Raw genomic sequence first — 23,481 nt, forward strand, 5'->3', positions numbered from 1 at the left:
GTTACAGGAAAACGTAATGGCTAAGGCTTCGAACAACTCCGCGGCGCAACGCGTTCGCAAGAAGGTCAAGAAGAACGTCGCCGAGGGCGTGGTTCACGTTCACGCGTCGTTCAACAACACCATCATCACGATCACCGATCGTCAAGGCAATGCACTTGCCTGGGCAACGTCGGGCGGTCAGGGTTTCAAGGGTTCGCGTAAATCGACCCCGTTTGCAGCCCAGGTGGCAGCCGAATCGGCTGGCCGCGTGGCGATGGAATACGGCGTGAAGAACCTCGAAGTGCGGATCAAGGGCCCTGGCCCGGGCCGTGAGTCCGCGGTGCGCGCGTTGCATGGTCTTGGCATCAAGATCACCGCGATCTCCGACGTGACGCCGGTACCGCACAACGGCTGCCGTCCGCCGAAGCGTCGTCGCATCTAAGACGCTTGTTTCGCTTGCGCCTGCCGCCGCCGGGTCTGCATACCGGCGACGACGGGCTGCTTGCGTTATTGAATTGACTAAGCCCACCGTTCGACCCAAAGGGTTCGGACTAGCGTGAACGCAAGTTCGCGTGATCAATCATAGAAGGAATCAACGTGGCACGTTATATCGGCCCTAAGGCCAAGCTGTCCCGCCGTGAAGGCACTGACCTCTTCCTGAAGAGCGCCCGTCGTTCGCTGGCTGACAAGTGCAAGCTTGACAGCAAGCCCGGCCAGCATGGCCGCACTTCGGGTGCCCGTACGTCCGACTACGGCACGCAGCTGCGCGAAAAGCAAAAAGTGAAGCGCATCTACGGTGTGCTCGAGCGTCAGTTCCGCCGTTACTTCGCTGAAGCCGACCGCCTCAAGGGCAACACGGGTGAAAACCTGCTGCAATTGCTCGAGTCGCGTCTCGACAACGTCGTGTATCGCATGGGTTTCGGTTCGACGCGCGCTGAAGCGCGTCAGCTCGTGAGCCACAAGGCGATCACGGTGAACGGCGTTGTGTCGAACATCCCGTCGATGCAGGTGAAGGCTGGCGACGTGGTTTCGGTGCGCGAACAGGCGAAGAAGCAGGCGCGTATTCTCGAAGCGCTGTCGCTGGCTGAGCAAGGCGGTCTGCCGAGCTGGGTCGCTGTCGATTCGAAGAAATTCGAAGGCACGTTCAAGCAAAAGCCGGAACGCAGCGACATCGCTGGCGATATCAACGAAAGCCTGATCGTCGAATTGTATTCGCGGTAATCGGATTAACGGCCGGGGTACCCTGATTGCGTCGTGCAAGGGGGCGCCTCGGCTGTTTATTTTCAGGTTGTTACCGGTCAGCCTTATCGGTGTAACGAGCCGAGGGTATTGAAAAGGAAAACCTATGCAAACCAGTTTGTTGAAGCCCAAGATCATCGCAGTTGAATCGCTTGGTGAGAGCCACGCGAAAGTGGTCATGGAACCGTTTGAACGCGGTTACGGCCACACCTTGGGTAACGCGCTTCGGCGCGTGCTGCTGTCGTCCATGGTGGGCTACGCGCCGACCGAAGTGACGATCGCAGGCGTCGTTCACGAGTATTCGACGCTCGACGGTGTGCAAGAGGACGTAGTCAACCTGTTGTTGAACCTCAAGGGCGTGGTGTTCAAGCTGCATAACCGTGATGAAGTGACGGTTACGCTGCGCAAGGAAGGTGAAGGCGTTGTCACCGCCGGCGACATCGAACTCGCGCACGATTGCGAGGTGATCAATCCGGATCACGTGATTGCGCATTTGTCGAAGGGCGGCAAGCTCGACGTGCAGATCAAGGTCGAAAAGGGCCGCGGTTATGTGCCGGGCAACGTGCGTCGTTACGGCGAAGAGTCGGCCAAGATCATCGGCCGTATCGTGCTGGACGCGTCGTTCTCGCCGGTTCGCCGCGTCAGCTATGCAGTGGAAAGCGCGCGTGTCGAACAGCGTACCGACCTCGACAAGCTCGTGATGAACATCGAAACCAATGGTGTGATTTCCCCGGAAGAAGCGATCCGTCAATCGGCGCGCATTCTGGTTGATCAGCTGTCGGTGTTCGCTGCTCTGGAAGGCACGGAAGCAACCGCAGAAGCGCCGTCGCGCGCGCCGCAGATCGACCCGATCCTGCTGCGTCCGGTGGATGATCTCGAACTCACGGTTCGTTCCGCGAACTGCCTGAAGGCCGAGAACATTTACTACATCGGCGATCTGATCCAGCGCACGGAAAACGAACTGCTGAAGACGCCGAACCTGGGCCGCAAGTCGTTGAACGAAATCAAGGAAGTCCTGGCGTCGCGTGGTCTGACGCTCGGCATGAAGCTCGAAAACTGGCCGCCGGCTGGGCTGGATAAGTAATAGCGGGCGGCCAGGTCCTTAACCGGACCAAAGTCACCGCTGCACGACTGGCGTGGACGCGGATTTTCCTTTAAAATCCGCGTCTTGCCTTTTTCACTACCGGCCCGTGCACTCGCAAACCTAATGGTGAGACGAGCGCGATAGAAGAGCTGGACCAAAACTTTGAATCGAAGGAATTGAAATGCGTCACCGTCATGGTCTGCGGAAACTGAACCGCACGAGCAGCCACCGTCTGGCAATGCTCCGTAACATGTCCAACTCGCTGATCGAGCACGAAGTCATCAAGACGACGCTGCCGAAGGCGAAGGAACTCCGTAAAGTTGTCGAGCCGCTGATCACGCTCGGCAAGAAGCCGTCGCTGGCAAATCGTCGTCTGGCGTTCAACCGCCTGCGCGATCGCGATTCGGTCTCGAAGCTGTTCGACGTGCTGGGCCCGCGCTTCGCAAACCGTCCGGGTGGCTACCTGCGTATCCTGAAGTTCGGTTTCCGCGTCGGCGACAACGCACCGATGGCGCTGGTCGAATTGATGGACCGTCCGGAAGTCGAAGAAGTGGAAGTGCAAGAAGCTGAATAAGCTTCCTGTGCAGGCAAAAAGGCCAGGCAGATTGCCTGGCTTTTTTGTTTGCGGCGGCAAACCGCATGCCTTGGTAGACCAGTCTGCCCGCGGCCGCCGTCAGCGGCACGTCTGGCCAGGTGATACGATAGCGGCACGTCTTTTCTACCCTGTCGGAGCCGGCTGTGAGCGTGAACGTGACCTTGATTCTGACCACGGTGCCCGATGCGGTCACGGCGCAGAAGCTCGCGGCGCAGGCCCTGGATGCCCGTCTTGCCGCCTGTGTCAGCCAACAGGCGACGGTGCATTCCACCTATCACTGGCAAGGCAAGCTCGAATCGGCCGACGAGATCCAGCTGCTCTTCAAAACAAGCGTCGCACGTGCCCAGGAACTCGAGCAGTTCATCCAGAAGCATCACCCGTACGACACGCCAGAAATCCTCTCCTGGCACGCCACGGCCTCGGCGTCCTATGGCCAGTGGCTCATCGCTGAAACTCAACGACCTGTTCATGTTTAACCGTCTCCACCGAAACGGGCGCGATACGTTGCGCGCTGTCGTCCTTCTTGTTTCCTGCTTGCTGGTGATGGCGTTCTCCGCAGGCATGGCGCGCGCGGCGGATGATTTTCTGGATCCGGCCGTCGCCTTCAAGTTCAGCGCGACCGAGCAGCCCGGCGAAGTCGTGGTGCATTACAAGATCGCCGATGGCTACTACATGTATCGTGAGCGGTTCGCCTTCGCGACCCGCAACGGGACCGTGACGCTGGGAGACCCGCAGTTGCCGGCCGGTCACGTCAAGTTCGATCAGACCTTTGCGAAGAACGTGGAGACGTATCGCAACGAGTTGACCATCCATATTCCGGTCAAGCAGGCCGCCGGCCCGTTCGACCTCGCGGTGACGTCGCAAGGCTGCGCGGACGCGGGAATCTGCTACCCGCCCATGGAGCGTGTGTATCACGTGGAAGGCGCCGCGCTGCAGGCGGCCAACGCCAGTCCGGCCGCCAACGCCAGCGGGAAATCCGCCGGGATCACGCAAGCGACGCCCGGTGTTGGCGCGAACCCATCGTCCTGGTACGAGCGCACAACCAGTGCGGACTACGCGCAGTCGCTCCTGCAAGGCGGCAGTTTTCTCACCATCATCGCGCTCTTTTTCGTCGCCGGCGCTGTGTTGAGCCTGCTGCCGTGTTCATATCCGATGATCCCTATCTTGTCGGCGATCATCATCGGAGAAGGGGCGCGCGTGACACGCGCGCGTGGTTTTGCGCTGTCGCTCGCCTATGTCGTTGGCATGGCACTCGTCTATACGGCGTTGGGCATTGCCGCTGCGCTGGTTGGGCAGAGCCTCGGCGCGTGGTTGCAGAACCCGTGGGTGCTCGGCGCCTTTGGCGTGTTGCTGACCGTGTTCGCTATCACCTTGATCGCCGGCTACGACATCGCGTTGCCGCAGCGCTGGCAGGACGGCGCCTCGCGCGCCTCGCAAGGCCGCTCCGGGGGCAAATTCGTGGCGGTGGCGGCGATGGGCGCGCTATCCGCACTGGTGGTCGGGGCGTGCATGACGGCGCCGCTATTCGCCGTGCTGGCGTTCATTGCGCATACCGGCAACGCGGTGCTCGGCGGGGCCGCGTTATTTTCGATGGGCATTGGCCTCGGCGTGCCTCTGCTGATCATCGGCTTGGGCGCGGGGACCTTACTGCCGCGCGCCGGTGCGTGGATGGACGGCGTGAAGGTGTTCTTCGGTGTGGTATTGCTTGCGGCCGCGTTGTGGATCGTCTGGCCGGTGCTTGGCGGGGCCGCGCAGATGCTGCTGAGCGTGCTCTGGCTGCTGGTTGCCGCAGTCGCTTTGGGAATGTTCTCGCCGCTTGCCGCCGGTAGCTCATTGTGGCGTCGGCTCGGGCGCGGCCTGGGTGCGGCATTCACCATCTGGGCCGCGGTTTTGCTCGTCGGGCTGGCAGCGGGCTCATCTGATCCGCTGAAGCCGCTCGCCGTGCTGGCGTCACGTGGCGGCGCAACGGAAACGGCTGGTGTTCCTGGCAGCAAGGCGGCGGCCGTCTCGCCAACAACCGATCTGACTTTCGCGCCGGTGCGCTCCTCGGCGCAACTCGATGAAGCGGTCAAAACCGCCGCCCAACCCGCGATGCTCGATTTCTATGCGGATTGGTGCGTGAGTTGCAAGGAAATGGAGAAATTCACCTTCAGCGACCCGCGCGTGCACTCACGCTTGCAACAGCTCAACCTGCTACGCGCCGACGTGACGGCCAATAACCCGGACGACCAGGCGCTGCTGAAGCGTTTCAAGCTGTTCGGACCGCCCGGCATCATCTTCTTCGATCACAACGGTGCCGAAGTGCTGCGCGTGGTGGGCTACGAGTCGGCCGACACGTTCCTGCACAGTCTGGACCGCCTCGCCGCGCCGCCGCAGTCCTAGCAAAAGAAAACGGAGGCAGGGTTGCCCGTGCCTCCGTCTGCATTCGTTCAGAGTAGAGATGCCTGCACGCGCAGGCGCTCTGCAAAGCCCCCTTATTTCTGCGCGCGCAAAATCCGCGCAGCATCCAGCGCGAAGTACGTCAGCACGCCATCGGCGCCTGCCCGCTTGAACGCCAGTAGCGATTCCATCATCACCTTGTCGTGATCCAGCCAGCCGTTCTGTGCCGCGGCCTTCAGCATCGCGTACTCGCCGCTCACCTGATACACGTAGGTCGGAAAACGGAACTCGTCCTTCACCCGGCGCACGATGTCGAGGTAAGGCATGCCCGGCTTGACCATCACCATGTCCGCGCCTTCTTCGATGTCCGCGCGCACTTCACGCAACGCTTCATCGGAATTCGCCGGGTCCATCTGGTAGGTCATCTTGTTGCTCTTGCCGAGGTTCGTCGCAGAACCGACAGCGTCGCGGAAGGGACCGTAGAACGCCGAGGCGAACTTGGCTGCATACGCCATGATACGCGTGTGGATGTAATTCTCGCTCTCGAGCATCTCGCGGATCGCGCCAATGCGCCCGTCCATCATGTCCGACGGCGCGACGATGTCCACGCCCGCTTCGGCTTGCGCGCGTGCCTGTTCGACCAGAATCTCGACGGTCTCGTCGTTGATCACGTAGCCGGCTTCGTCGAGCACGCCGTCCTGGCCGTGGCTGGTGTACGGATCGAGCGCGACGTCGGTGAGCACGCCCAGCTCCGGAAAGCGCTTTTTCAGCTCGCGAACAGCGCGCGGAATCAGTCCGGCGGCGTTCGTGGCCTCACGGCCGTCCGGCGTTTTCAGCGACGGCTCGATCGCCGGGAACAGCGAGATCACCGGCACGCCGAGTTCGACGCATTGCTCGGCCACACCCATCAACAGATCGACTGAGACGCGCTCGACACCCGGCATGGACGGCACAGCTTGCCGCACGTTGGTGCCTTCGACGACGAACACGGGGTAGATCAGGTCGTTGGTAGTGAGGATGTTTTCCCGCATCAGACGGCGCGAGAAGTCGTCACGGCGCATGCGGCGCGGACGGTAATGTGGGTAGAAGCTCATATCGAATGTCTTGGAAATGGGGGAGATGAGGTGGAGATGACGCAAACGCCTGCATCCGCCTGCCGGAAACTTTTCGAGACAATGGTATATCATACCGATCGAGCAAGGCGCCATGCGCTGACCTCCCCGCTTCTCCTCCCTGAGCGGGTGCCTGTCGTTTTTTCGATTAGGCTGTTTGGCCCGCCGTCAGTAGCGGCGGGTTTTTTTATGGGCGCGCGAAATAGGGCATGGACGGCCTGAAATCCGCCCGAAAGTCACTCGGCAGCGGCCGTGTCGTCCGGGGAGTCGGGAATGAGCCAGCTTTCGATCAGCTCGTGTGCCTCGTCCAGACCGACCCGCTTCAGCGCCGAAAAGAGCTGCACGGTCAATTCGCCCTGATAGCCCGCGGCGCGATATTCAGCCAGGCCCTTCTGGGTTTCGCGCAGGGTATTGACGCTTTCCTGGCGCGTCAATTTGTCGCACTTCGTCAGCAACGTGTGGATCGGCTTGCCGGTTGGCGCGAACCACTCAACCATCAAACGGTCCAGCGGCGTCAGCGGACGGCGCGAATCCATCATCAGGATCATGCCGCGCAATTGCGAGCGTGATTGCAGATAGCTCGACAACAGCGCTTCCCAGTGCGCCTTGGCCGCGCCTGGCACTTCCGCATAGCCATAGCCGGGCAGGTCGACCAGATGCGCGACCGGCTCCGCGGCAGGCCCCACCGAGAAATAATTGATGTGCTGCGTGCGTCCTGGCGTCTTACTGGCGAAGGCGAGGCGTTTCTGATTGCACAACAGGTTGATGGCCGTCGACTTACCCGCATTCGAGCGTCCCGCAAACGCGATTTCGGGTTGCGAGGTGGCCGGCAAATCACGTAGATGATTGACGGTCGTGAAAAAGCGGGCTTGGTGGAGCAGGAAGGACATGGAGAAGACCAGGATGTGAGACGCCGGGGAACCCGGATTGGGGACGGGTCAAGCCCGACTGGCGCCTAAGCGATTAGCGAGTTATTGTACAATACGATGGTTTACTGAAAACCTGAGGGGGCCAGCGCGCGCACCTTTCGCGGTAAATCGGTCGCCGTCGTATTTTGCAAAACCTCTAATTCCCACAAGACGAAACAGGGTGTGCGAATGAATCGACTGTGCAAAGCTCTGATGGTGTTCCAGGTAGCGGCAGGTCTTTCAGGTTTGGCAGTTCAGGCGCGAGCAGCAGATCCGGTCAAACCGGACGTCAATCGGGGGCAGGCCATTGCGACGCAGGTTTGCGCGTCGTGTCACGGTGCCGACGGCAACAGTGCAGGCGGCGCATATCCGAAGCTGGCAGGCCAGCACCCCGAATATCTCGTCAAGCAATTGATGGATTTCAAAACGCAGCCCGGGGCAAAGCAACCCGCGCGCAATAATGCGATCATGGCAGGTATGGCCGCGGCGCTGTCCGATCAGGACATGGTCAATGTAGCCGCGTATTTCGCGGCGCAGACCCCCAAGCCCGGCTACGCTCACAACAAGAACACAGTGCCCCTGGGGCAAAAGATCTATCGCGGCGGCATGGCCGAAAAGGCCGTGCCCGCGTGCGCGAGTTGCCATGGCCCAACGGGGCAGGGCATCCCCGTGCAGTATCCGCGCCTGTCCGGGCAGTGGGCTGAATACACGGTCGCGCAGCTCAATGCGTTCACCCAGGGCCCGGGCGCGCGCAACAACAACGAAGCGATGCATACCATTGCGTCGCGACTGTCGGACAGCGAGATCAAAGCGGTGGCCGATTACATCGCGGGCTTGCATTAAGGAGCTCGCACGCAAGTGCAACCGGTTCAATGAGGCCGGCGCAAAACAAGAAAAGGGTGAGGGCTGCGTCCGCTTAGTGCGTCAACGACAGCCCGGCACCCTTTTTTGCTGTTCAGTCGGAGTGTGAATGAGCGTCACCACGTCGGGTATGGAAGTGAAGTCGAGGCAGCGAAGTGTGCGTCAAGCCGTCGAACTGCTGAGTTCGATGCGGTTCGCGATCTCGCTGCTGGTGGTCCTGGCCATCGCGAGCATCATCGGCACCGTGCTTACGCAGGACGACCCGTATCCCAACTACGTCAATCAGTTCGGCCCCTTCTGGGCGGATATCTTCCGCTCGCTGAGCCTGTACACGGTGTACAGCGCGTGGTGGTTCATGCTGATCCTCGGCTTTCTGATGGTGTCGGTCTCGCTGTGCGTGATCCGCAATGCGCCGAAGATGATCGCGGATATGAAGAGCTGGAAGGACAAGGTCCGCGAAGCCAGCCTGCGCGCGTTTCATCACAAGGGCGAGTTCGCGGTGCAGGGCACCCGCGCAGAAACCGCCGCGTTGCTGGCGAAACTGTCCGGGCGGCTCGGCTACAAGTTCGTGACGCGCGAGTCGGAGGGCTCGACGCTGATCGCCGCCAAACGCGGCGCGCTGACGAAGCTGGGCTATATCTCGGCACACCTTGCGATCGTCATCATCTGCCTGGGCGGCCTGCTCGACAGCAATCTGCCTATCAAGCTGCAGATGTGGATGTTCAACAAGTCGCCGCTCAACGGCAACACGGTGATCAACGACATTGCGCCCGAACACCGTCTGTCGCAGTCGAATCCGACCTTCCGCGGCTATGCGTGGGTGCCCGAGGGCGAGCATGTCTCGACGGCTATCCTGAACCAGCCGAGCGGCTCGCTGATTCAGGACCTGCCGTTCTCCATCCAGCTGAACAAGTTCATCGTCGATTACTACTCGACCGGTATGCCGAAGCTGTTTGCGAGCGACATCGTCGTGATCGACCACAAGACCGGCGCGCGGATTCCGGCGCGAGTCGAAGTGAACGAGCCGTTCGAATACGACGGCGTGTCGATTTACCAGTCCAGCTTCCAGGACGGCGGCTCGCAAATGCAGATGACCGCCTACCCCATGACGGGCGACAGCGCGAAAGCCACGCCGTTCGGTGGCACGATCGGCAACTCCACGCCGTTGGGCAACGCGGTGCCGGGCGCGAGCGGCCAGACCATTGAATTTGCGGATTTCCGCGCCATCAACGTCGAAAACATTTCGAACGGCAGCGGGGCGACTGACGTGCGCGGCGTTGCGCATCAAACGCTCAAGCAGGCGTTCGACGAACGCCTCGGCTCCGGCGCCAAGACCTCGAAACCGCTGGATCTGCATAACGTCGGGCCGTCGGTGCAGTACAAGGTGCGCGACAAGGACGGCCAGGCGCGCGAGTACAACAACTACATGCTGCCCGTCGACGTGGGCGGCGAGCGCATGTTCCTCGCGGGCGTGCGGGTCAATCCGGACGATCCGTTCCGCTATCTGCGCATCCCGGCCGACGCCGGCGGCACCGTCAAGGAATGGATGAACCTGCGCGCCGCGCTTGAAAATCCGGCTCAGCGGGCGGCTGCGGCGCACCGTTTCGCGCAACGCTCGGTGCCGGCTTCCAACGGGGATCTGCAGCAGCATCTCGAAGAAAGCGCGCTACGCGTGCTGACCCTGTTTGCGGGCGCAGACAACGGCCTCGGTATCCTGCAGGACGGCAAGCCGATTGGCGGCTTCCAGGCCATCGCGGCATTTATCGACCGCTCGGTGCCAAAGCCGGAGCAGGAAAAGGCCGCGTCGCTGCTGTTGCGCATGCTGGAAGGAGCGACATGGGACCTCTGGCAGTTGTCCCGCGAACAGACCGGCGAGCCCGACGCGACGGCATCGCCGGAGACCAGCCAGTTTATCCAGAGCTCGATCAACGCGTTATCCGACAGCTTTTTGTATGGTTCGCCGGTCTACCTGGGCCTCGACTCATTCAAGCAGGTGCAAGCTTCGGTATTTCAGTTGACGCGCGCGCCAGGCAAAAAAGTCGTGTATCTTGGCAGCCTGCTCCTCGTATTGGGCATCTTCTCGATGTTCTACGTCCGCGAACGGCGTCTCTGGTTCTGGATCAAAGATACCGATCACGGCACGAACGTCGTGATGGCGATGTCGAGTGCACGCAAAACCCTCGACTTCGACAAAGAGTTCGCGCAAACGCGGGACGCCGTCGGCGCCGCACTGGGTGCCCCTCCCAATGACGCAGCAGACCACGGCACCGCCGGTGCACAGTCCGCAGGCTCACAAGATTCGACCCGGTAAGATCATGGACTTGACTCAGGTTTCCTCCTCTCCTTCTCGCGGCAACGCACCGGCCAGGAATGCGTCAGCCAGTCAGGCGCAGGCCGCGGTGCGACATGCCGCGCTGCTTGACGAGCGTTCGTTCCTGAAGCGCCTCGGCGCATTCGACTGGCTGTTTGCACTGGCGATGGTTGCAGGCGCGGGTTTCGCGCTGTGGCGCTATCACCCGTTCATGAACTACTACGACAAACTGGTGCTGGTGTGCGCGGTGCCGGTGTTCGTCACGCTGGGCTGGCGCTGGAAGCCGGTGCGGCTGTTGATCGCGGGCATCGCGCTGCTGTCGCTGTTTGCGATCCAGATCTACCACGGCGACCTGACGCGAGCGGACAGCGCGTTTTTCCTCAAGTATTTCCTCTCGAGCCAGTCCGCCATTTTGTGGATGAGCTCGCTGTTCGTGCTGGCCACGCTGTTCTACTGGATCGGCCTGATCTCGCGTTCGCCCACCGGCGGCGCAATCGGCTCGAAGATGACGTGGGCTGCCGTGTTGATGGGCTTCGTCGGTCTGATGGTCCGCTGGTACGAGTCGTACCTGATCGGCGCGGACGTGGGGCATATCCCCATCTCGAACCTGTATGAAGTATTCGTGCTGTTTTGTCTGATTACGTCGCTTTTTTACCTGTACTACGAGCAGCACTACAACACCCGCGCGTTGGGCGCGTTCGTGTTGCTGGTGATCAGCGCCGCCGTCGGTTTCCTGATGTGGTATTCGATCTCGCGTGACGCGCAGCAGATCCAGCCGCTCGTTCCGGCGCTGCAGAGCTGGTGGATGAAGATCCACGTGCCGGCGAACTTCATCGGCTATGGCAGCTTTGCGTTGTCGGCAATGGTCGGTGTCGCGTATCTGGTGAAGGAGCGGGGCGTGCTGGCGGACCGTCTGCCGCCGCTCGAAGTGCTGGACGACCTGATGTACAAGTCGATTGCGGTCGGTTTCGCGTTTTTCACGATTGCGACGATCCTCGGCGCACTGTGGGCCGCTCAGGCGTGGGGCGGCTACTGGAGCTGGGACCCGAAGGAAACGTGGGCGCTAATCGTCTGGCTGAACTATGCGGCCTGGCTGCATATGCGGCTCATGAAGGGCCTGCGCGGCGCGGTCGCCGCCTGGTGGGCGCTGACGGGCCTGCTCGTCACGACCTTCGCTTTCCTCGGCGTCAATATGTTCCTGTCCGGGCTGCACAGCTACGGCAAGCTGTAATATCTGCCGTTCTGAATCGACTAAAAACCGCCGGGTGCTTTGCACCGGCGGTTTTTTCATTGCAACGGGAATATCTGTACATCCGGGGTGTTCGTCAGAACAGTACCTATGGATGACGGGTCGAACGATCATCAACGTGCCCCGCGGGGCCACGCAGGAGTTGGACGATGTGGATCAAACGTACCGAGAGGATTGCGCTGCACGGCGACGATATCGCGCGCAGCGAAATCACGCCGCAACACGTGTATCAGAACCGGCGGCGCGTGCTGCAGGCCGTCGGCGCGGCGGCGTTGGGCAGCCTGATGGGTGTCGGCGGGGAGGCGCACGCCGAGTATTCTGCGCCGGACGCGAAGGGGCAGAAGCTGGCGGCAAAGACCAATCCGAAGTTCGTCGCGACGGATAAGGTCACGTCTTTCAAGGACATTACGACCTACAACAACTTCTACGAGTTCGGCACCGACAAGAGCGATCCCGCGCAGAACGCCGGGACCTTACGGCCGCATCCCTGGCGCGTGAGCGTGGAGGGCGAGGTGAAGAATGCAAAGGTCTACGACATCGACGATCTGCTGAAACTCGCGCCGCTCGAAGAACGCGTCTATCGGCACCGGTGTGTCGAGGGCTGGTCGATGGTGATGCCGTGGATCGGCTTTTCCCTGTCCGAGCTCATCAAGCGCGCGCAACCGACCGGCAATGCGAAATACGTGCAGTTCATCACGCTGGCCGACCCGTCGCAGATGCCCGGGCTGTCGCAGCCGATTCTCGACTGGCCGTATTCCGAAGGGCTGCGGATGGACGAAGCGATGAACCCGCTCACATTGCTGACCGTGGGGCTCTACGGGCAGGTGTTGCCGAACCAGAACGGCGCGCCGATTCGTGTCATCCTGCCGTGGAAGTACGGCTTCAAGAGCGCGAAGTCGCTGGTGAAAATCCGTTTTGTCGAGAAGCAGCCGCCCACCAGCTGGAACACGTATGCCTCGAACGAGTACGGCTTTTTTTCGAACGTGAACCCGAACGTCGATCATCCGCGCTGGAGCCAGGCGACGGAACGTCGTATCGGCGAAGACGGCTTTTTTCAGCCAAAGCGTAAGACGCTGATGTTCAACGGCTACGGCGATCAGGTCGCGTCCCTCTATCAGGGCATGGACCTGAAGAAGAACTTCTAGGCGGGAGCGGCGATGCCCTCTGAAACGCAAACCGTGTCCGACGCCGGCGCGCGACGCAATCCGTCCGCGGCGGCGAAGCGTCCTGCCGCAACCGGCCCGCGTTGGGTGGTGCCCGCGAAAATCGCGGTGTTCGTGGCGGCATGGTATCCGCTCGTGCGCATGGTGTTCTTCGGTGTGACGGATCGCCTGGGTGCCAACCCGATCGAATTCATCACGCGTTCGACCGGGTTGTGGACGCTCGTCTTCCTTTGCATCACGCTAGCGGTGACGCCGTTGCGCCGCCTGACCGGCATAAGCGTCCTGGTGCGTTTTCGGCGCATGCTCGGCCTATACGCATTCTTCTACGCTACGCTGCATTTCACGACCTATCTGTGGTTCGACAAATGGTTCGATGTCACGGCGATCCTGAAGGATATCGGCAAGCGTCCGTTCATCATGGTCGGCTTCGCGGCATTCGTGCTGCTGATCGCACTCGCCGCGACCTCGCCGCGCGCGATGGTGCGCAAGCTGGGGCGCCGCTGGCAGACGCTGCATCGGGCAATCTATGCGGCCGGCGTGCTCGCGATCCTGCATTTCTGGTGGATGAGGGCCGGCAAGCACGATCTGCTGTTGCCCAAGCTCTACGGCGCGATCATGCTCGCGCTGCTCGGATGGCGCCTGATCGTATGGTTGCGCGGACGGATGGCATTGCGAGCAAAGCCAGGTTAGAGCGGGCTGCTTTGCGCGCTTCGGCGCAAAGCGTGCCGCGTAAAGCAAAAAGGCGATGCCGCGGTGGCATCGCCTTTTTGTTTGGAGCGTGTCGAACCTGTGGGAGGCCGCTGTTTCAGTCCGGCAGAACGTTTTCGCCAGCGAACAACTGTTTCACCTGTTCGCGTTCGCGAACCACGTGCACCTTGTTACCGTCGACCATCACTTCAGCCGCACGCGGACGCGTGTTGTAGTTGGAGCTCATCACGAAGCCATACGCGCCGGCTGAGCGCAGCGCGAGCAGATCACCCGGCTCGACAGCCAGCAGCCGTTCACGGCCCAGCCAGTCGCCACTTTCGCAAACAGGGCCGACAACGTCGTAGACGTGAGCCGGCGTGTCGCGCTTCACGACGGGTTCGATCGCGTGATAGGCCTCATACATGGCTGGCCGTGCGAGGTCGTTCATTGCTGCGTCGACGATGGCAAAGTTCTTTTCGGCACCGGGCTTCAGGAATTCGACGCGCGTGAGCAAGATGCCGGCGTTGCCGACCAGCGAGCGCCCCGGCTCGAAATACACCTCACGGTGCCCATGACCGCGTGTTTCGATGCGGTCGAGCACGGTGCGTACAAAGTCACCAATCTCAGGCGGTGTTTCGTCGTTGTACGTGATGCCGAGACCGCCGCCCACGTCAATGTGCCGGATCTTCACGCCGTCTGCTTCGATCTGGTCGACCAGTTCGAGCAGCTTGTCTACCGCGTCGAGATACGGCGCGGCTTCAGTGATCTGCGAGCCGATATGACAATCGATGCCGACAACGTCGAGATGCGGCATGGCCGCGGCGGCGCGATACGTGGCGCGCGCTTCGTCGAACGCGACACCGAACTTGTTCGACTTGAGGCCGGTGGAGATATACGGATGCGTTTTCGCGTCGACATCAGGATTCACGCGCAGCGACACCGGCGCTTGTTTGCCGACCGAAGCGGCGACCGCGTTCAGGCGGTCCAGCTCAGGAATGGATTCGACGTTGAAACATTTGACGCCGGCAACGAGTGCTTCGCGCATTTCCTCCGCGCTTTTACCGACGCCGGAAAACACCGTATTTTCCGCTTTGCCGCCGGCGGCCAGCACACGTGCGAGTTCGCCGCCCGACACGATGTCGAAGCCGGCGCCGAGGCGCGCGAACACGTTGAGTACGGCGAGATTGCTGTTTGCCTTGACAGCCACGTGCACGACGGCGCGCCGGCCTGCGCAGGCGCCGGCATAGGCCTGCCACGCATCCGTCAGTGCAGCGCGGGAATAAACGTATAGCGGCGTGCCGAACTGTTCGGCGAGCGAGACGGCGGACACGCCTTCGGCGTGCAATACGCCGTCGACATAGGCAAATGCGGATCGAGTCATGCGAAAGTCTTATTGAACGGGGGTGCTGCCGGAAGCGGGCAGTTGCGGTGCTGACGCAGCGGCGTCTGGGACGGTACGCAATTCGGTTTCCGGCGAGAGCGAGAGCGGCGTACCCGAGGTGTCGGGAACGTTTCCGGTGCTCGCTTCGCTGCCAGGTTTCACAGCATCTGGATTCACTGCGTCAGATGATGGCGTCTGGGTTTCGTCAGTGGGTTTGGCAGGCAGCGGCGGCACGGTTGGCAAGTAGAGGGCTCCGCGTTGTCCGCAGCCGCCAAGGGTGGCACCTGCGAGAATAACCAAAGCCGCTACAATCGCGTGGGGCGCCCTGGCGCGCCTGGCGCCTGTACGGGGCGCCGCCGCGCGCTTCCGGGAAACGACTCGCATGACTGTCCCTGAATAAATAATCGTTGGAGTTTAGCATGTCCGATAGCGAATACCTGACCCGCGCCGAGGCTGCGCTCGCGGCCATTGAACGCGTGCTGGACGAGACGCAAGCCGATATCGAATTCGAGCGCAGCGGCAATGTTCTGACGCTCGAATTCGAGAACGGCACGAAGATCATCGTCAATCTGCAGCCGCCCATGCGCGAAATCTGGATTGCCGCAAAGGCCGGCGGTTTCCACTTCCGGTATACCGACGACGCCTGGCGTGACACCCGCAGCGGTACCGAGTTTTTCGCCGCGTTGTCCGAGTACGCGACGCAGCAGGCGGGCGAACCGGTTCATTTCGCACCGTAAGCTGGTGCCGTTGTCGTGCGATCCGCTGCGCTGCGCGCGGCTCGCGCGACGGGTGCCACGCGGGGGCACGGCGACCACGAGCGTTCGCCGCGCCCCCGCCTCCACGGCTAATGACCGCGGAACAGATTCATGATGTCCTGCTTTTCCTGATCTCCGACCTGCTGCGGCGCGGGCGCCGCCTGGGTCTCTCCGGACGCAGCCTCACTTGCCTGCGCGTCGAGCGTCGCCTGACTCACGCCTACCGTCGACACGAAACCGTTGCCTGGCGTGAAGTCGTCAAAATACAGTTCGTCGCCTAAAGTGACGACACCTTGTGGCATAGGCATTTTGTATTCGGGCACGCCCTTTAGCGCCTTCGCCATGTAGTCGATCCACACCGGCAGCGCGAGACCGCCACCGGTTTCCTTGTCGCCGAGACTGCGCGGGTTGTCGTAGCCGATCCACGCAATCGCGGTAAGCGTGTGCTGATAGCCACCGAACCACGCGTCACGCGAGTCGTTGGTCGTGCCGGTTTTGCCGGCCAGATCCGTGCGCTTCAATATGTTGCTCTTCGCGCCGGTGCCGCGCTGTGCGACGCTTTGCAACAGGCTGTTCATCACGTAGGCGTTACGTGCGTCGATGGCGTGCGGCGCGCTTTGCCCTGCGACGAGCGGCTTGGCCTGCGCCACGATCGCGCCACGCTGGTCCGTGACTTCTGCAATCAGATAAGGATTGATCCGGTAGCCGCCATTGGCGAACACCGAAAAGCCGCCCGCCATCTGCAGCGGCGTCACGAGTCCGGCGCCGAGCGCCATCGGCAGATAAGCCGGATGACGGTCCGCATCGAAGCCGAAGCGCGTGATGTACTGCTGCGCGTATTTGGGACCGATCTGGTTGAGGATGCGGATCGACACAAGGTTCTTCGACTTCTGCAGCGCGGTGCGCATGGTCATGGGACCGTCGAAGCCGCCGCCGTAGTTCTTAGGCTCCCACGCCTGACCACCGGTTTCCGCGGCGGTGAAAAAGAGCGGCGCGTCGTTGATCACAGTGGCCGGTCCGAGCCCCTTTTCCAGCGACGCCGAATAGATAAACGGCTTGAAGCTCGAACCCGGCTGACGCCACGCCTGGGTCACGTGATTGAACTTGTTCTTGTTGAAGTCGAAGCCGCCTACCAGCGCGCGGATCGCGCCGTCCTGCGGCACCACCGAGATGAAGGCACCCTCGACTTGCGGCAACTGCGTGATCGACCAGCTGCCGTCATCGCTCTTGACGACACGGATGATCGCGCCCGGACGGATACGCTGATTCGGTTGCGCCCGCGGGCCGAGCGCGAACGATGCGAAGCGCAGGCCGTCGCCCTGCAAGGTCGCAACGTTGCCGTCGGCGAGCGTTGCCTGCACCTGTTTCGGGCTGGCGCTGGTGACCACCGCGGCAATGATCTCGCCATTGTCGGGATGTTCGAGCAACGCGTCGTCGATGTCCTGTTCGCGTTCCTCTGCGTCCGCCGGCAATTCGATAAACGCCTCCGGCCCGCGATAACCGTGGCGCCGCTCGTAGTCCATCAGACCTTTGCGCAGCGAACGGTAGGCCACGTCCTGATCGGCGGAATCGATCGTGGTCACGACGTTAAGCCCGCGCGTGTAGGCCTCTTCGTGGTACTGCGCGTACATCATCTGACGGACCATTTCCGCCACGTACTCCGCGTGCACGCTGAATTCCTTGCCCGAACCTTTGACCACCAGCGGCTGGTGGCTCGCTTCGTCATACTGTTCCTGAGTGATGTAGTGCAGTTCCAGCATGCGTTGCAGGATGTACTGTTGACGAACCTTGGCGCGCTTCGGATTGACGACCGGGTTATAAGCCGATGGCGCTTTAGGCAGACCCGCGAGCATGGCTGACTCCGCGAGCGTGAGGTCTTTCATGTCCTTGCCGAAGTACACGCGTGCGGCGCTCGCAAAGCCATACGCGCGCTGGCCGAGATAGATCTGATTCATATAGACCTCGAGAATCTGATCTTTCGACAGCTTCGATTCAATCTTGTATGCGAGCAACATCTCGTAGACCTTGCGCGTGTAGGTCTTTTCGCTCGAAAGGAAGAAGTTGCGCGCGACCTGCATGGTGATCGTGCTGGCGCCCTGAGTGGCATGACCATTGGTCAGCGCGACAAAACCCGCGCGCGCAATACCCGTCAGATCGACGCCGCCGTGATCGTAGAAGCGCGCGTCTTCAATCGCGAGTACCGCCTTCTTGAGACTGTCGGGCACGTCCTGAATATGCACGATGTCGCGCCGCTCTTCGCCGAACTCGCCGATCAGCACATGGTCCGCGGTGTAAATACGCAGCGGCACCTTCGGGCGGTAGTCGGTGAGCGCCTCGAGCGATGGCAGATTAGGCGTCGCGACGACGAGCGCATAGCCGAGCACGAGGGCGGCACACGCAATGGCGGCGACGATCAAACCTAGCAGCCCCAGCACGAGCGTCAGCCACAACGGACGTTTGCGCTTCGGCGGCGCGGGCGGCGGGGACGTAGGGGACGAAGATTGCATATGAACACCAAAAAACAGTCCCGCGATTATAGCCGCCCGGGCCCATCAGCTTTCGTATTGCTTACGGATGAGCGTCTCGTCGTGCTGGGGATGACCTAACTGTAGCCGCTTTGAAGGCGTATTTGGAGCCGCGCGCACGACGTTAGCCATTCGGCTGAATATCGCGGACGTGTGCCGCTGCGCACAATTGTCCTCAGTCCTCGTGTTCGAAATTTTCGACGCGAGTTTCATGTTGAGTGCGTGTAGTTAGCATGTCTGAGGAGAAGCGGGATGGCGATCAGAACTTCGTTGCTCATGTCGGTGCGACGGTTTGCTGCGGGAATCGACGTGAGTGAGCAGGAGGTGAGGCTCGTCGTATTGAGTCAGCGCTTGCGGGCGAGCGGTCCTGCGCGCATCGAATATCTGGCGGCGGTGCCGCTTGCCGCGAGCGCAATGGCCGGCGTGGAGATCGTGGACCGCGGCGCCGTCACGCGTGCGCTGCGCGAGGCTTTCGCCGACTTGCCGCGCGCCTGTGCGGCCGGTGCGTTGCATTGCGCGATGGCGCTGCCCGCTTCAGCCATATCAATGTCGAGCTTGCCGTTGGCGCGTTTTGCCGCGCCAGGCGAGGCCTCGGCAACTGGAGGTTCTGTGTCGCCGGGGCTCGAAGCCGCCGTGTTGAGCGAAGCGGAGCGGGTTACCGGTATCGAGCGCCACGCGCTTGCCGTCGACTGGTTCGTCGACGCTTCGCCGTGCCGCGCGGGGTCGATAGCGATTGCGACGGCCGGCCGGCAGTATCTGGAGGCGCGCATCGAGTGCGCAGCCGCCGCGGGCGTGAGCCTGAGCGCAATCGACGGCGAGCCGCACGCGGCGCTGCGCGCAATGCGCTACGCGGCTGCGCTCGAACTCGAGCCGCACGAACCCTATGCGGCAATCTGGATCGGCGCGGACGGCGTGTACGGCTGGCGCATTGCCGAGGCAAGCGTCGACGGTGAAATGCATTACCCCGCGCCCGAACACACGGATCTCGCCGACGCGTTGCGCGATCTTGCCGAGTGCGGACCAATTGGCTGCGTGCTGCTCGGAGGAGAGCTCGGCCTGCTCGACGGTGTAGGTTTTTCAGTGGCGGATTTCGGTGATGTGCTGGGTTGCAGCGTGTTGCCGTTCGAGTGCGCCTCGCTTGGAGATTGCGCAAGTCCGTTGTCCGCCGAGCTGTTGCGCGAGCCGGCCTGCGCGGTTGCCTTCGGCCTTGCCTTGCGCGGGGTGATGGAATGACGTGGATGAATCAGCACATCGGCGCCGGCGGCCGGCGCGTCTGGATGGGTGGCTTCAATCTGTTGCCCTACCGGCAGCGCGATGCGCGCCGTGCGCGGCGACGCTGTTTCGGCGAATGGCTGGGAGCGGCGCTGTTCGGTTGTGCTTTAGTGTTGACGGTGGTTGGCTGGCAGTCGTTCGAGCGTTCGCGACTTGACGAACAGCGTATCTCGGCCGAACACGCTTTCGCCCAACTGGCTGCGCCGCTTGCCGAGCAGACCAGGCTGCAGCATGAGCGGGAAGAGCGCGGCAAACGTGCCGCGCGCGCGGCGGCCTTGTCCGAGCCGTTGACGCACATTACCGACCTGCTCGACACCTTGAGCCACGTATCGGCGGACGGCGTCGTTCTTCAGCAATTGCGGCAGCGCGTCCATGAAACGGAACTGCTCGCGACATCGAAGGATCCTGTGGCGTCGGCCGTCTGGCTCAAGCAATTGAGTGCGGTGCGCGGCGTGCAGGGCACGGAGGTGGCGGATCTGCATCCCGTAGCGCGCGCGGGTCCCGGTGTGTCGGCAAATGGCGGTGGTCCAGTCGAATTCGCGGCCAGACTACGTTGGGACGAACCGCTGCTGAAGAACGAGAAAGCCCGGAAGACGGCACACGTGCCTGCCTCTGCGGCGCCGCGCTCACGTGAAACCCATGACGCGCGAGGTACGCGATGAGCACACTGTTCGCCCCGCGCGCGGGGGGCGTGAAGGCTCCGTTGCGCACGATGAACTGGTTAAACCGGATGCGTATGCCGCTCCATGCGTGGAGCCGGCGCCGCCGCCTCGTGGTTGCCGTGCTGATTGCGGCGACTTGCTTCGGCGTGGGTGCGAATGCGTGGATCTCGGCTGACCTGAGCGGCGCTCAGGCAAGCCGTGCCGCGCTCGCTGAAACGCAGCGTCGCGTCGCAGACGCGAACCGCGCGCTCGCACAATTGCCGGGGTTGCGCCGCCATGCGGCTGCCTCTTCCGTTGGCCTCGCGCCGGATCCATGGACTTCGGCCGACGATGTGCGGGTCGTCTCGCTGCTGGCGGCCCGCAGTGGCGTCACCTTGCTCACGCTAACGCCGGGCGATGCCAGCGGTGCCGGGATGGATACGGTGCGGCCCATTCATCTCACCGCGCAAACGGACTTCCTGCATCTGATCATCTTCCTGCGCGGACTGCCCGACTTGCCGGTGCTGGTCGTGCCCGAGGACGTCACCGTAAAGCGCGGTGCGGGCGGCCTCGTCGTTGGCGCGACGCTTCATGTGTTCAATGGGTTGCGTCCGGTTCCGATGAACCCGACGCCGCTGGTCGACGAAGATCTGGATGCGGACGACGAAGAGGTGGTGTTCTACGATCCATTTTTCCCGCAGCAGCAAATGGCTGGAGGCGCTGAGGATGCAGCCGTGCTGCGACTGGTCGGTCTGCTGCGCGATCGCATGCGCGCGCTCGCGCTCCTCGAAACCGCGGATGGCGCGGCAACCGTGGAGCGAGGGCAGCGTCTGGGCGGAGATACGGTCACCGGAATCGACACGCTCAGCATTACGCTGACGAACCCTGTCGGCACGCGCACGCTCGCATTCGCGGAGGCATCGTGATGATCGGGGGAAATCGAATTCGCGGCGTGATCGGATGCCTTTGTGTCTTTGCTGGTGTGGCGCGCGCATCAGTGCCGCCGCTTCCGCCTACCATGCCTCTCGACGATGCGGTCTCTCCATACGATGCTCCGCCGTGGCCACGCAATGTATCCGCCGAGGTCCCGAATCCGTTTTCGGGAGATGAATCTGGCGACGACGCGCGTCAACCCGCGAGCGCAGCGAATGACGACGACCGCACCGGCATGGCGCTGGAAGGTACGCCGCTCGCTCCGCTACGCAGTGTCGCGCCGCGCGACGAGGCCCCACCTGAAGCACTCGAAGGGCCGCCGGTTCCGCTACCTCCTGCGCAGCGTCTCGGCGAGTCTGCCACTCGCAGCGAAGATGACGGTCCAGGTCCCGGCAAGCCCATCACGCTCAACTTTCTGCGCGCGGAACTGGGCGCGGTGCTCAATGCGTTTGCTCAGTTCACCGGGCTGAATATCGTCGCCAGCGAGCGCGTGCGCGGCACGGTTACGTTGCATCTGGACAAGGTGCCCTGGCGCACCGCGTTCGACACGCTGCTCGACGTGAACGGTCTCGCGATGGAACGGCACGGCAACGTGATCTGGGTCGCACCCATGAGCGATCTGGCCGCGCGCGAACGGCAGCGCTTCGAGGCGCATGCCCGGGCAGCGGATCTGGAGCCGTTGGCGAGCCGCAGCTTCGAGCTTCATTACGCACGCGCTGAGGATGTGCGCCGGCTCCTGACCGGCTCGGGCGCGCAACGGGTGTTGTCAAAGCGTGGCGCCGCGATGGCCGACCCGCGCACCAATCTGCTGTTCGTCACGGATCTCGAAGCGCGCATCGCGCAGATCGCCGAGCTATTGATGACGATCGACCGTCCATCGCGTCAGGTGCTGATCGAAGCGCGCATCGTCGAAGGCGAGCAGGGTTTTTCGCGCAATCTGGGCGCGCGGCTTTCGCTCGCCGCCGCGGGTGGGGACGGAGGCCCGGTCAAGGGGATATCGGGCGGCAAGGACGGCACCGTTTATGATCTGTCGGCTCGGCCTCTGTCCGGATTCGATGCAGCCACGGCCGGTCTCACGCTGTTCGCCGCACAGGCCACGCGGCTCCTTAATATCGAACTAAGCGCGCTCGAAGCGGAGGGGCACGGGCAAATCGTCTCCAGTCCACGCGTCGTGACGGCCGACCGGATGAAGGCCGTCGTCGAGCAGGGCACCGAGCTGCCGTATCAGGCAAAAGTCGGCCAGGGCGTCTCCGGCGTGCAGTTTCGCCGTGCCAGCCTCAAACTGGAGGTCGAACCCCAGATTACGCCGGATGGACGGGTGGTGCTGGACCTCGATATCGCCAAGGACAGCGTCGGCGAAGAGACCGCGGCGGGGCCGGCCATCAACACCAAGCATGTGCAGACGCGCGTCGAGGTGGAGGACGGCGGCACGGTGTCGATTGGCGGAATCTACGCCACGGATGACCGGGATGATGTGACTCGGGTGCCACTCCTGGGCAAAATACCCCTTTTGGGCGCACTTTTTCGTCACCGGGCACATCGTGACCAGCGCAGCGAGCTGGTCGTTTTTATCACGCCGCGCGTTGTGCAGACGAATTGAGCGCCTGCCGCAGCCGCGGCCCGCAGGCTCGACAAGGCAGTCGCTTTGCCAGTAAGCTGCGGCACGAACCATACCGGATTAGCCAGAGGACACCGTTGCAAGCGCGGGACGCACACGCCAATGTATTTTTTGTAGGGCTCATGGGGGCAGGCAAGACCACCGTGGGCCGCGCGGTGGCGCGCCGGCTGGATCGTCCGTTTTTCGATTCCGACCACGAAATCGAGGCCCGCACCGGTGCTCGCATCCCCGTCATCTTTGAGCTGGAAGGCGAAGCGGGCTTTCGCGAGCGTGAAGCACAGGTCATTGCCGAGCTGACCGGGCGGCAGGACATCGTTCTGGCCACGGGCGGGGGGGCCGTGCTGCGGCCGGAAAACCGCGAATCGCTGCAAAATAACGGCCTCGTCGTCTATTTGCGCGCCAATCCCCACGATTTGTGGCTGCGTACGCGGCGCGACAAGAATCGTCCGCTGCTGCAGACCGAAGATCCCAAGGGCCGCCTCGAGCAGCTTTACGAGGTACGCGACCCGCTTTATCGCGAATGCGCGCATTTCGTCATCGAAACCGGGCGGCCGTCGGTCAATGGACTCGTCAACATGGTCCTGATGCAGCTCGAGATGGCCGGCGTCGCCAAACATCCTGCGTCATAATGCAAGCATGATTACCGTCAATGTCGAACTGGGCGATCGCGCCTACCCCATTCATATCGGCACCGACCTGATCGGTCAAACGGCGCTGTTTGCGCCGCATATCGCCGGTTCGTCCGTCACTATCGTCACCAATACCACCGTCGATCCGCTCTACGGCGAC

The 23,481-nt window shown here is 62.3% G+C and carries 22 protein-coding genes and 1 pseudogene; 18 read left to right on the forward strand and 5 right to left on the reverse strand.

Annotation, left to right across the window (positions count from 1 at the left end):
- Nucleotides 1-16: 16 nt before the first annotated feature.
- The 6 genes from rpsK (at nt 17) to dsbD (ending at nt 5,279) form a co-directional block, all read left to right on the forward strand.
- The gene (gene rpsK / locus VGH41_RS13295) at nt 17-421 is read left to right on the forward strand and encodes a 30S ribosomal protein S11 (protein WP_006052224.1); all 405 of its coding nucleotides are present in this window, start codon (nt 17-19) and stop codon (nt 419-421) included.
- A 155-nt stretch (nt 422-576) separates the two neighbouring features.
- Nucleotides 577-1,200 (forward strand): 30S ribosomal protein S4, encoded by a 624-nt coding sequence (gene rpsD / locus VGH41_RS13300; RefSeq protein ID WP_331597915.1) that lies wholly within the window; start codon nt 577-579, stop codon nt 1,198-1,200.
- A gap of 124 nt (nt 1,201-1,324) precedes the next feature.
- Complete coding sequence (locus VGH41_RS13305; protein ID WP_028199575.1) at nt 1,325-2,302, forward strand: DNA-directed RNA polymerase subunit alpha; 978 nt, start codon at nt 1,325-1,327, stop codon at nt 2,300-2,302.
- 181 nt (nt 2,303-2,483) lie between these two features.
- On the forward strand, nt 2,484-2,876 hold the full coding sequence (rplQ, locus tag VGH41_RS13310) for a 50S ribosomal protein L17 (RefSeq protein ID WP_074262693.1): 393 nt from the start codon (nt 2,484-2,486) through the stop codon (nt 2,874-2,876).
- Between the two features lie 164 nt (nt 2,877-3,040).
- Nucleotides 3,041-3,373: a divalent-cation tolerance protein CutA gene (cutA, locus tag VGH41_RS13315; protein WP_414696649.1), complete on the forward strand. Its 333-nt coding sequence runs from the start codon at nt 3,041-3,043 to the stop codon at nt 3,371-3,373.
- On the forward strand, nt 3,366-5,279 hold the full coding sequence (gene dsbD / locus VGH41_RS13320) for a protein-disulfide reductase DsbD (protein WP_331597916.1): 1,914 nt from the start codon (nt 3,366-3,368) through the stop codon (nt 5,277-5,279). Before cutA ends, dsbD begins: the two co-directional genes overlap by 8 nt.
- A gap of 92 nt (nt 5,280-5,371) precedes the next feature.
- Here the strand turns inward: dsbD and hemB are convergent, their stop codons facing one another.
- The gene (hemB, locus tag VGH41_RS13325; protein WP_331597917.1) at nt 5,372-6,370 is read right to left on the reverse strand and encodes a porphobilinogen synthase; all 999 of its coding nucleotides are present in this window, start codon (nt 6,368-6,370) and stop codon (nt 5,372-5,374) included.
- 254 nt (nt 6,371-6,624) lie between these two features.
- Nucleotides 6,625-7,278 carry a ribosome biogenesis GTP-binding protein YihA/YsxC gene (gene yihA, locus VGH41_RS13330; RefSeq protein WP_331597918.1) on the reverse strand — a complete coding sequence of 218 codons (654 nt, stop codon included), beginning with the start codon at nt 7,276-7,278 and terminating at the stop codon, nt 6,625-6,627.
- A 207-nt stretch (nt 7,279-7,485) separates the two neighbouring features.
- Here yihA and VGH41_RS13335 point away from each other — a divergent pair, with 207 nt between their 5' ends.
- From VGH41_RS13335 to msrQ, 5 genes are all read left to right on the forward strand, one after another.
- Nucleotides 7,486-8,139, forward strand: a complete 654-nt coding sequence (locus VGH41_RS13335; RefSeq protein ID WP_331597919.1) for a c-type cytochrome — start codon at nt 7,486-7,488, stop codon at nt 8,137-8,139.
- A gap of 127 nt (nt 8,140-8,266) precedes the next feature.
- Nucleotides 8,267-10,468: a cytochrome c biogenesis protein ResB gene (locus VGH41_RS13340; protein WP_331597920.1), complete on the forward strand. Its 2,202-nt coding sequence runs from the start codon at nt 8,267-8,269 to the stop codon at nt 10,466-10,468.
- A gap of 4 nt (nt 10,469-10,472) precedes the next feature.
- Nucleotides 10,473-11,699, forward strand: a complete 1,227-nt coding sequence (gene ccsB / locus VGH41_RS13345; protein ID WP_331597921.1) for a c-type cytochrome biogenesis protein CcsB — start codon at nt 10,473-10,475, stop codon at nt 11,697-11,699.
- Between the two features lie 167 nt (nt 11,700-11,866).
- Nucleotides 11,867-12,862, forward strand: coding sequence for a protein-methionine-sulfoxide reductase catalytic subunit MsrP (msrP, locus tag VGH41_RS13350; RefSeq protein ID WP_331597922.1), 996 nt, complete (start codon nt 11,867-11,869; stop codon nt 12,860-12,862).
- A gap of 12 nt (nt 12,863-12,874) precedes the next feature.
- Nucleotides 12,875-13,570, forward strand: coding sequence for a protein-methionine-sulfoxide reductase heme-binding subunit MsrQ (gene msrQ / locus VGH41_RS13355; RefSeq protein ID WP_331597923.1), 696 nt, complete (start codon nt 12,875-12,877; stop codon nt 13,568-13,570).
- Between the two features lie 115 nt (nt 13,571-13,685).
- On the opposite strand, the gene lysA is transcribed toward msrQ, so the two are convergent.
- Nucleotides 13,686-14,948 (reverse strand): diaminopimelate decarboxylase, encoded by a 1,263-nt coding sequence (gene lysA, locus VGH41_RS13360; protein WP_331597924.1) that lies wholly within the window; start codon nt 14,946-14,948, stop codon nt 13,686-13,688.
- Nucleotides 14,949-14,957: 9 nt separating this feature from the next.
- Nucleotides 14,958-15,332: an LPS translocon maturation chaperone LptM gene (lptM, locus tag VGH41_RS13365; protein WP_331597925.1), complete on the reverse strand. Its 375-nt coding sequence runs from the start codon at nt 15,330-15,332 to the stop codon at nt 14,958-14,960.
- 35 nt (nt 15,333-15,367) lie between these two features.
- Here lptM and cyaY point away from each other — a divergent pair, with 35 nt between their 5' ends.
- On the forward strand, nt 15,368-15,685 hold the full coding sequence (gene cyaY / locus VGH41_RS13370) for an iron donor protein CyaY (protein WP_331597926.1): 318 nt from the start codon (nt 15,368-15,370) through the stop codon (nt 15,683-15,685).
- 107 nt (nt 15,686-15,792) lie between these two features.
- Here the strand turns inward: cyaY and VGH41_RS13375 are convergent, their stop codons facing one another.
- Complete coding sequence (locus tag VGH41_RS13375) at nt 15,793-18,210, reverse strand: penicillin-binding protein 1A (protein WP_331597927.1); 2,418 nt, start codon at nt 18,208-18,210, stop codon at nt 15,793-15,795.
- A 270-nt stretch (nt 18,211-18,480) separates the two neighbouring features.
- Between VGH41_RS13375 and pilM the strand changes: the two genes are divergently transcribed.
- The 6 genes and pseudogenes from pilM to VGH41_RS13405 all read left to right on the forward strand — a co-directional run.
- Complete coding sequence (gene pilM, locus VGH41_RS13380; RefSeq protein ID WP_331597928.1) at nt 18,481-19,461, forward strand: pilus assembly protein PilM; 981 nt, start codon at nt 18,481-18,483, stop codon at nt 19,459-19,461.
- Between the two features lie 5 nt (nt 19,462-19,466).
- A complete protein-coding gene (locus tag VGH41_RS13385) occupies nt 19,467-20,162 on the forward strand; it encodes a fimbrial assembly protein (RefSeq protein WP_331597929.1) in 696 nt (231 codons plus the stop codon).
- A complete protein-coding gene (locus VGH41_RS13390; RefSeq protein WP_331597930.1) occupies nt 20,159-21,067 on the forward strand; it encodes a hypothetical protein in 909 nt (302 codons plus the stop codon). Before VGH41_RS13385 ends, VGH41_RS13390 begins: the two co-directional genes overlap by 4 nt.
- Complete coding sequence (gene pilQ / locus VGH41_RS13395) at nt 21,067-22,674, forward strand: type IV pilus secretin PilQ (protein WP_331597932.1); 1,608 nt, start codon at nt 21,067-21,069, stop codon at nt 22,672-22,674. Before VGH41_RS13390 ends, pilQ begins: the two co-directional genes overlap by 1 nt.
- A 95-nt stretch (nt 22,675-22,769) precedes the next feature.
- The gene (locus VGH41_RS13400) at nt 22,770-23,321 is read left to right on the forward strand and encodes a shikimate kinase (protein ID WP_331597933.1); all 552 of its coding nucleotides are present in this window, start codon (nt 22,770-22,772) and stop codon (nt 23,319-23,321) included.
- Between the two features lie 7 nt (nt 23,322-23,328).
- Nucleotides 23,329-23,481, forward strand: a pseudogene (locus VGH41_RS13405) (3-dehydroquinate synthase); the annotation flags it as partial.

Origin of the sequence: Paraburkholderia sp., assembly GCF_036488795.1 — a bacterium.
Classification (GTDB): Bacteria; Pseudomonadota; Gammaproteobacteria; order Burkholderiales; family Burkholderiaceae; genus Paraburkholderia.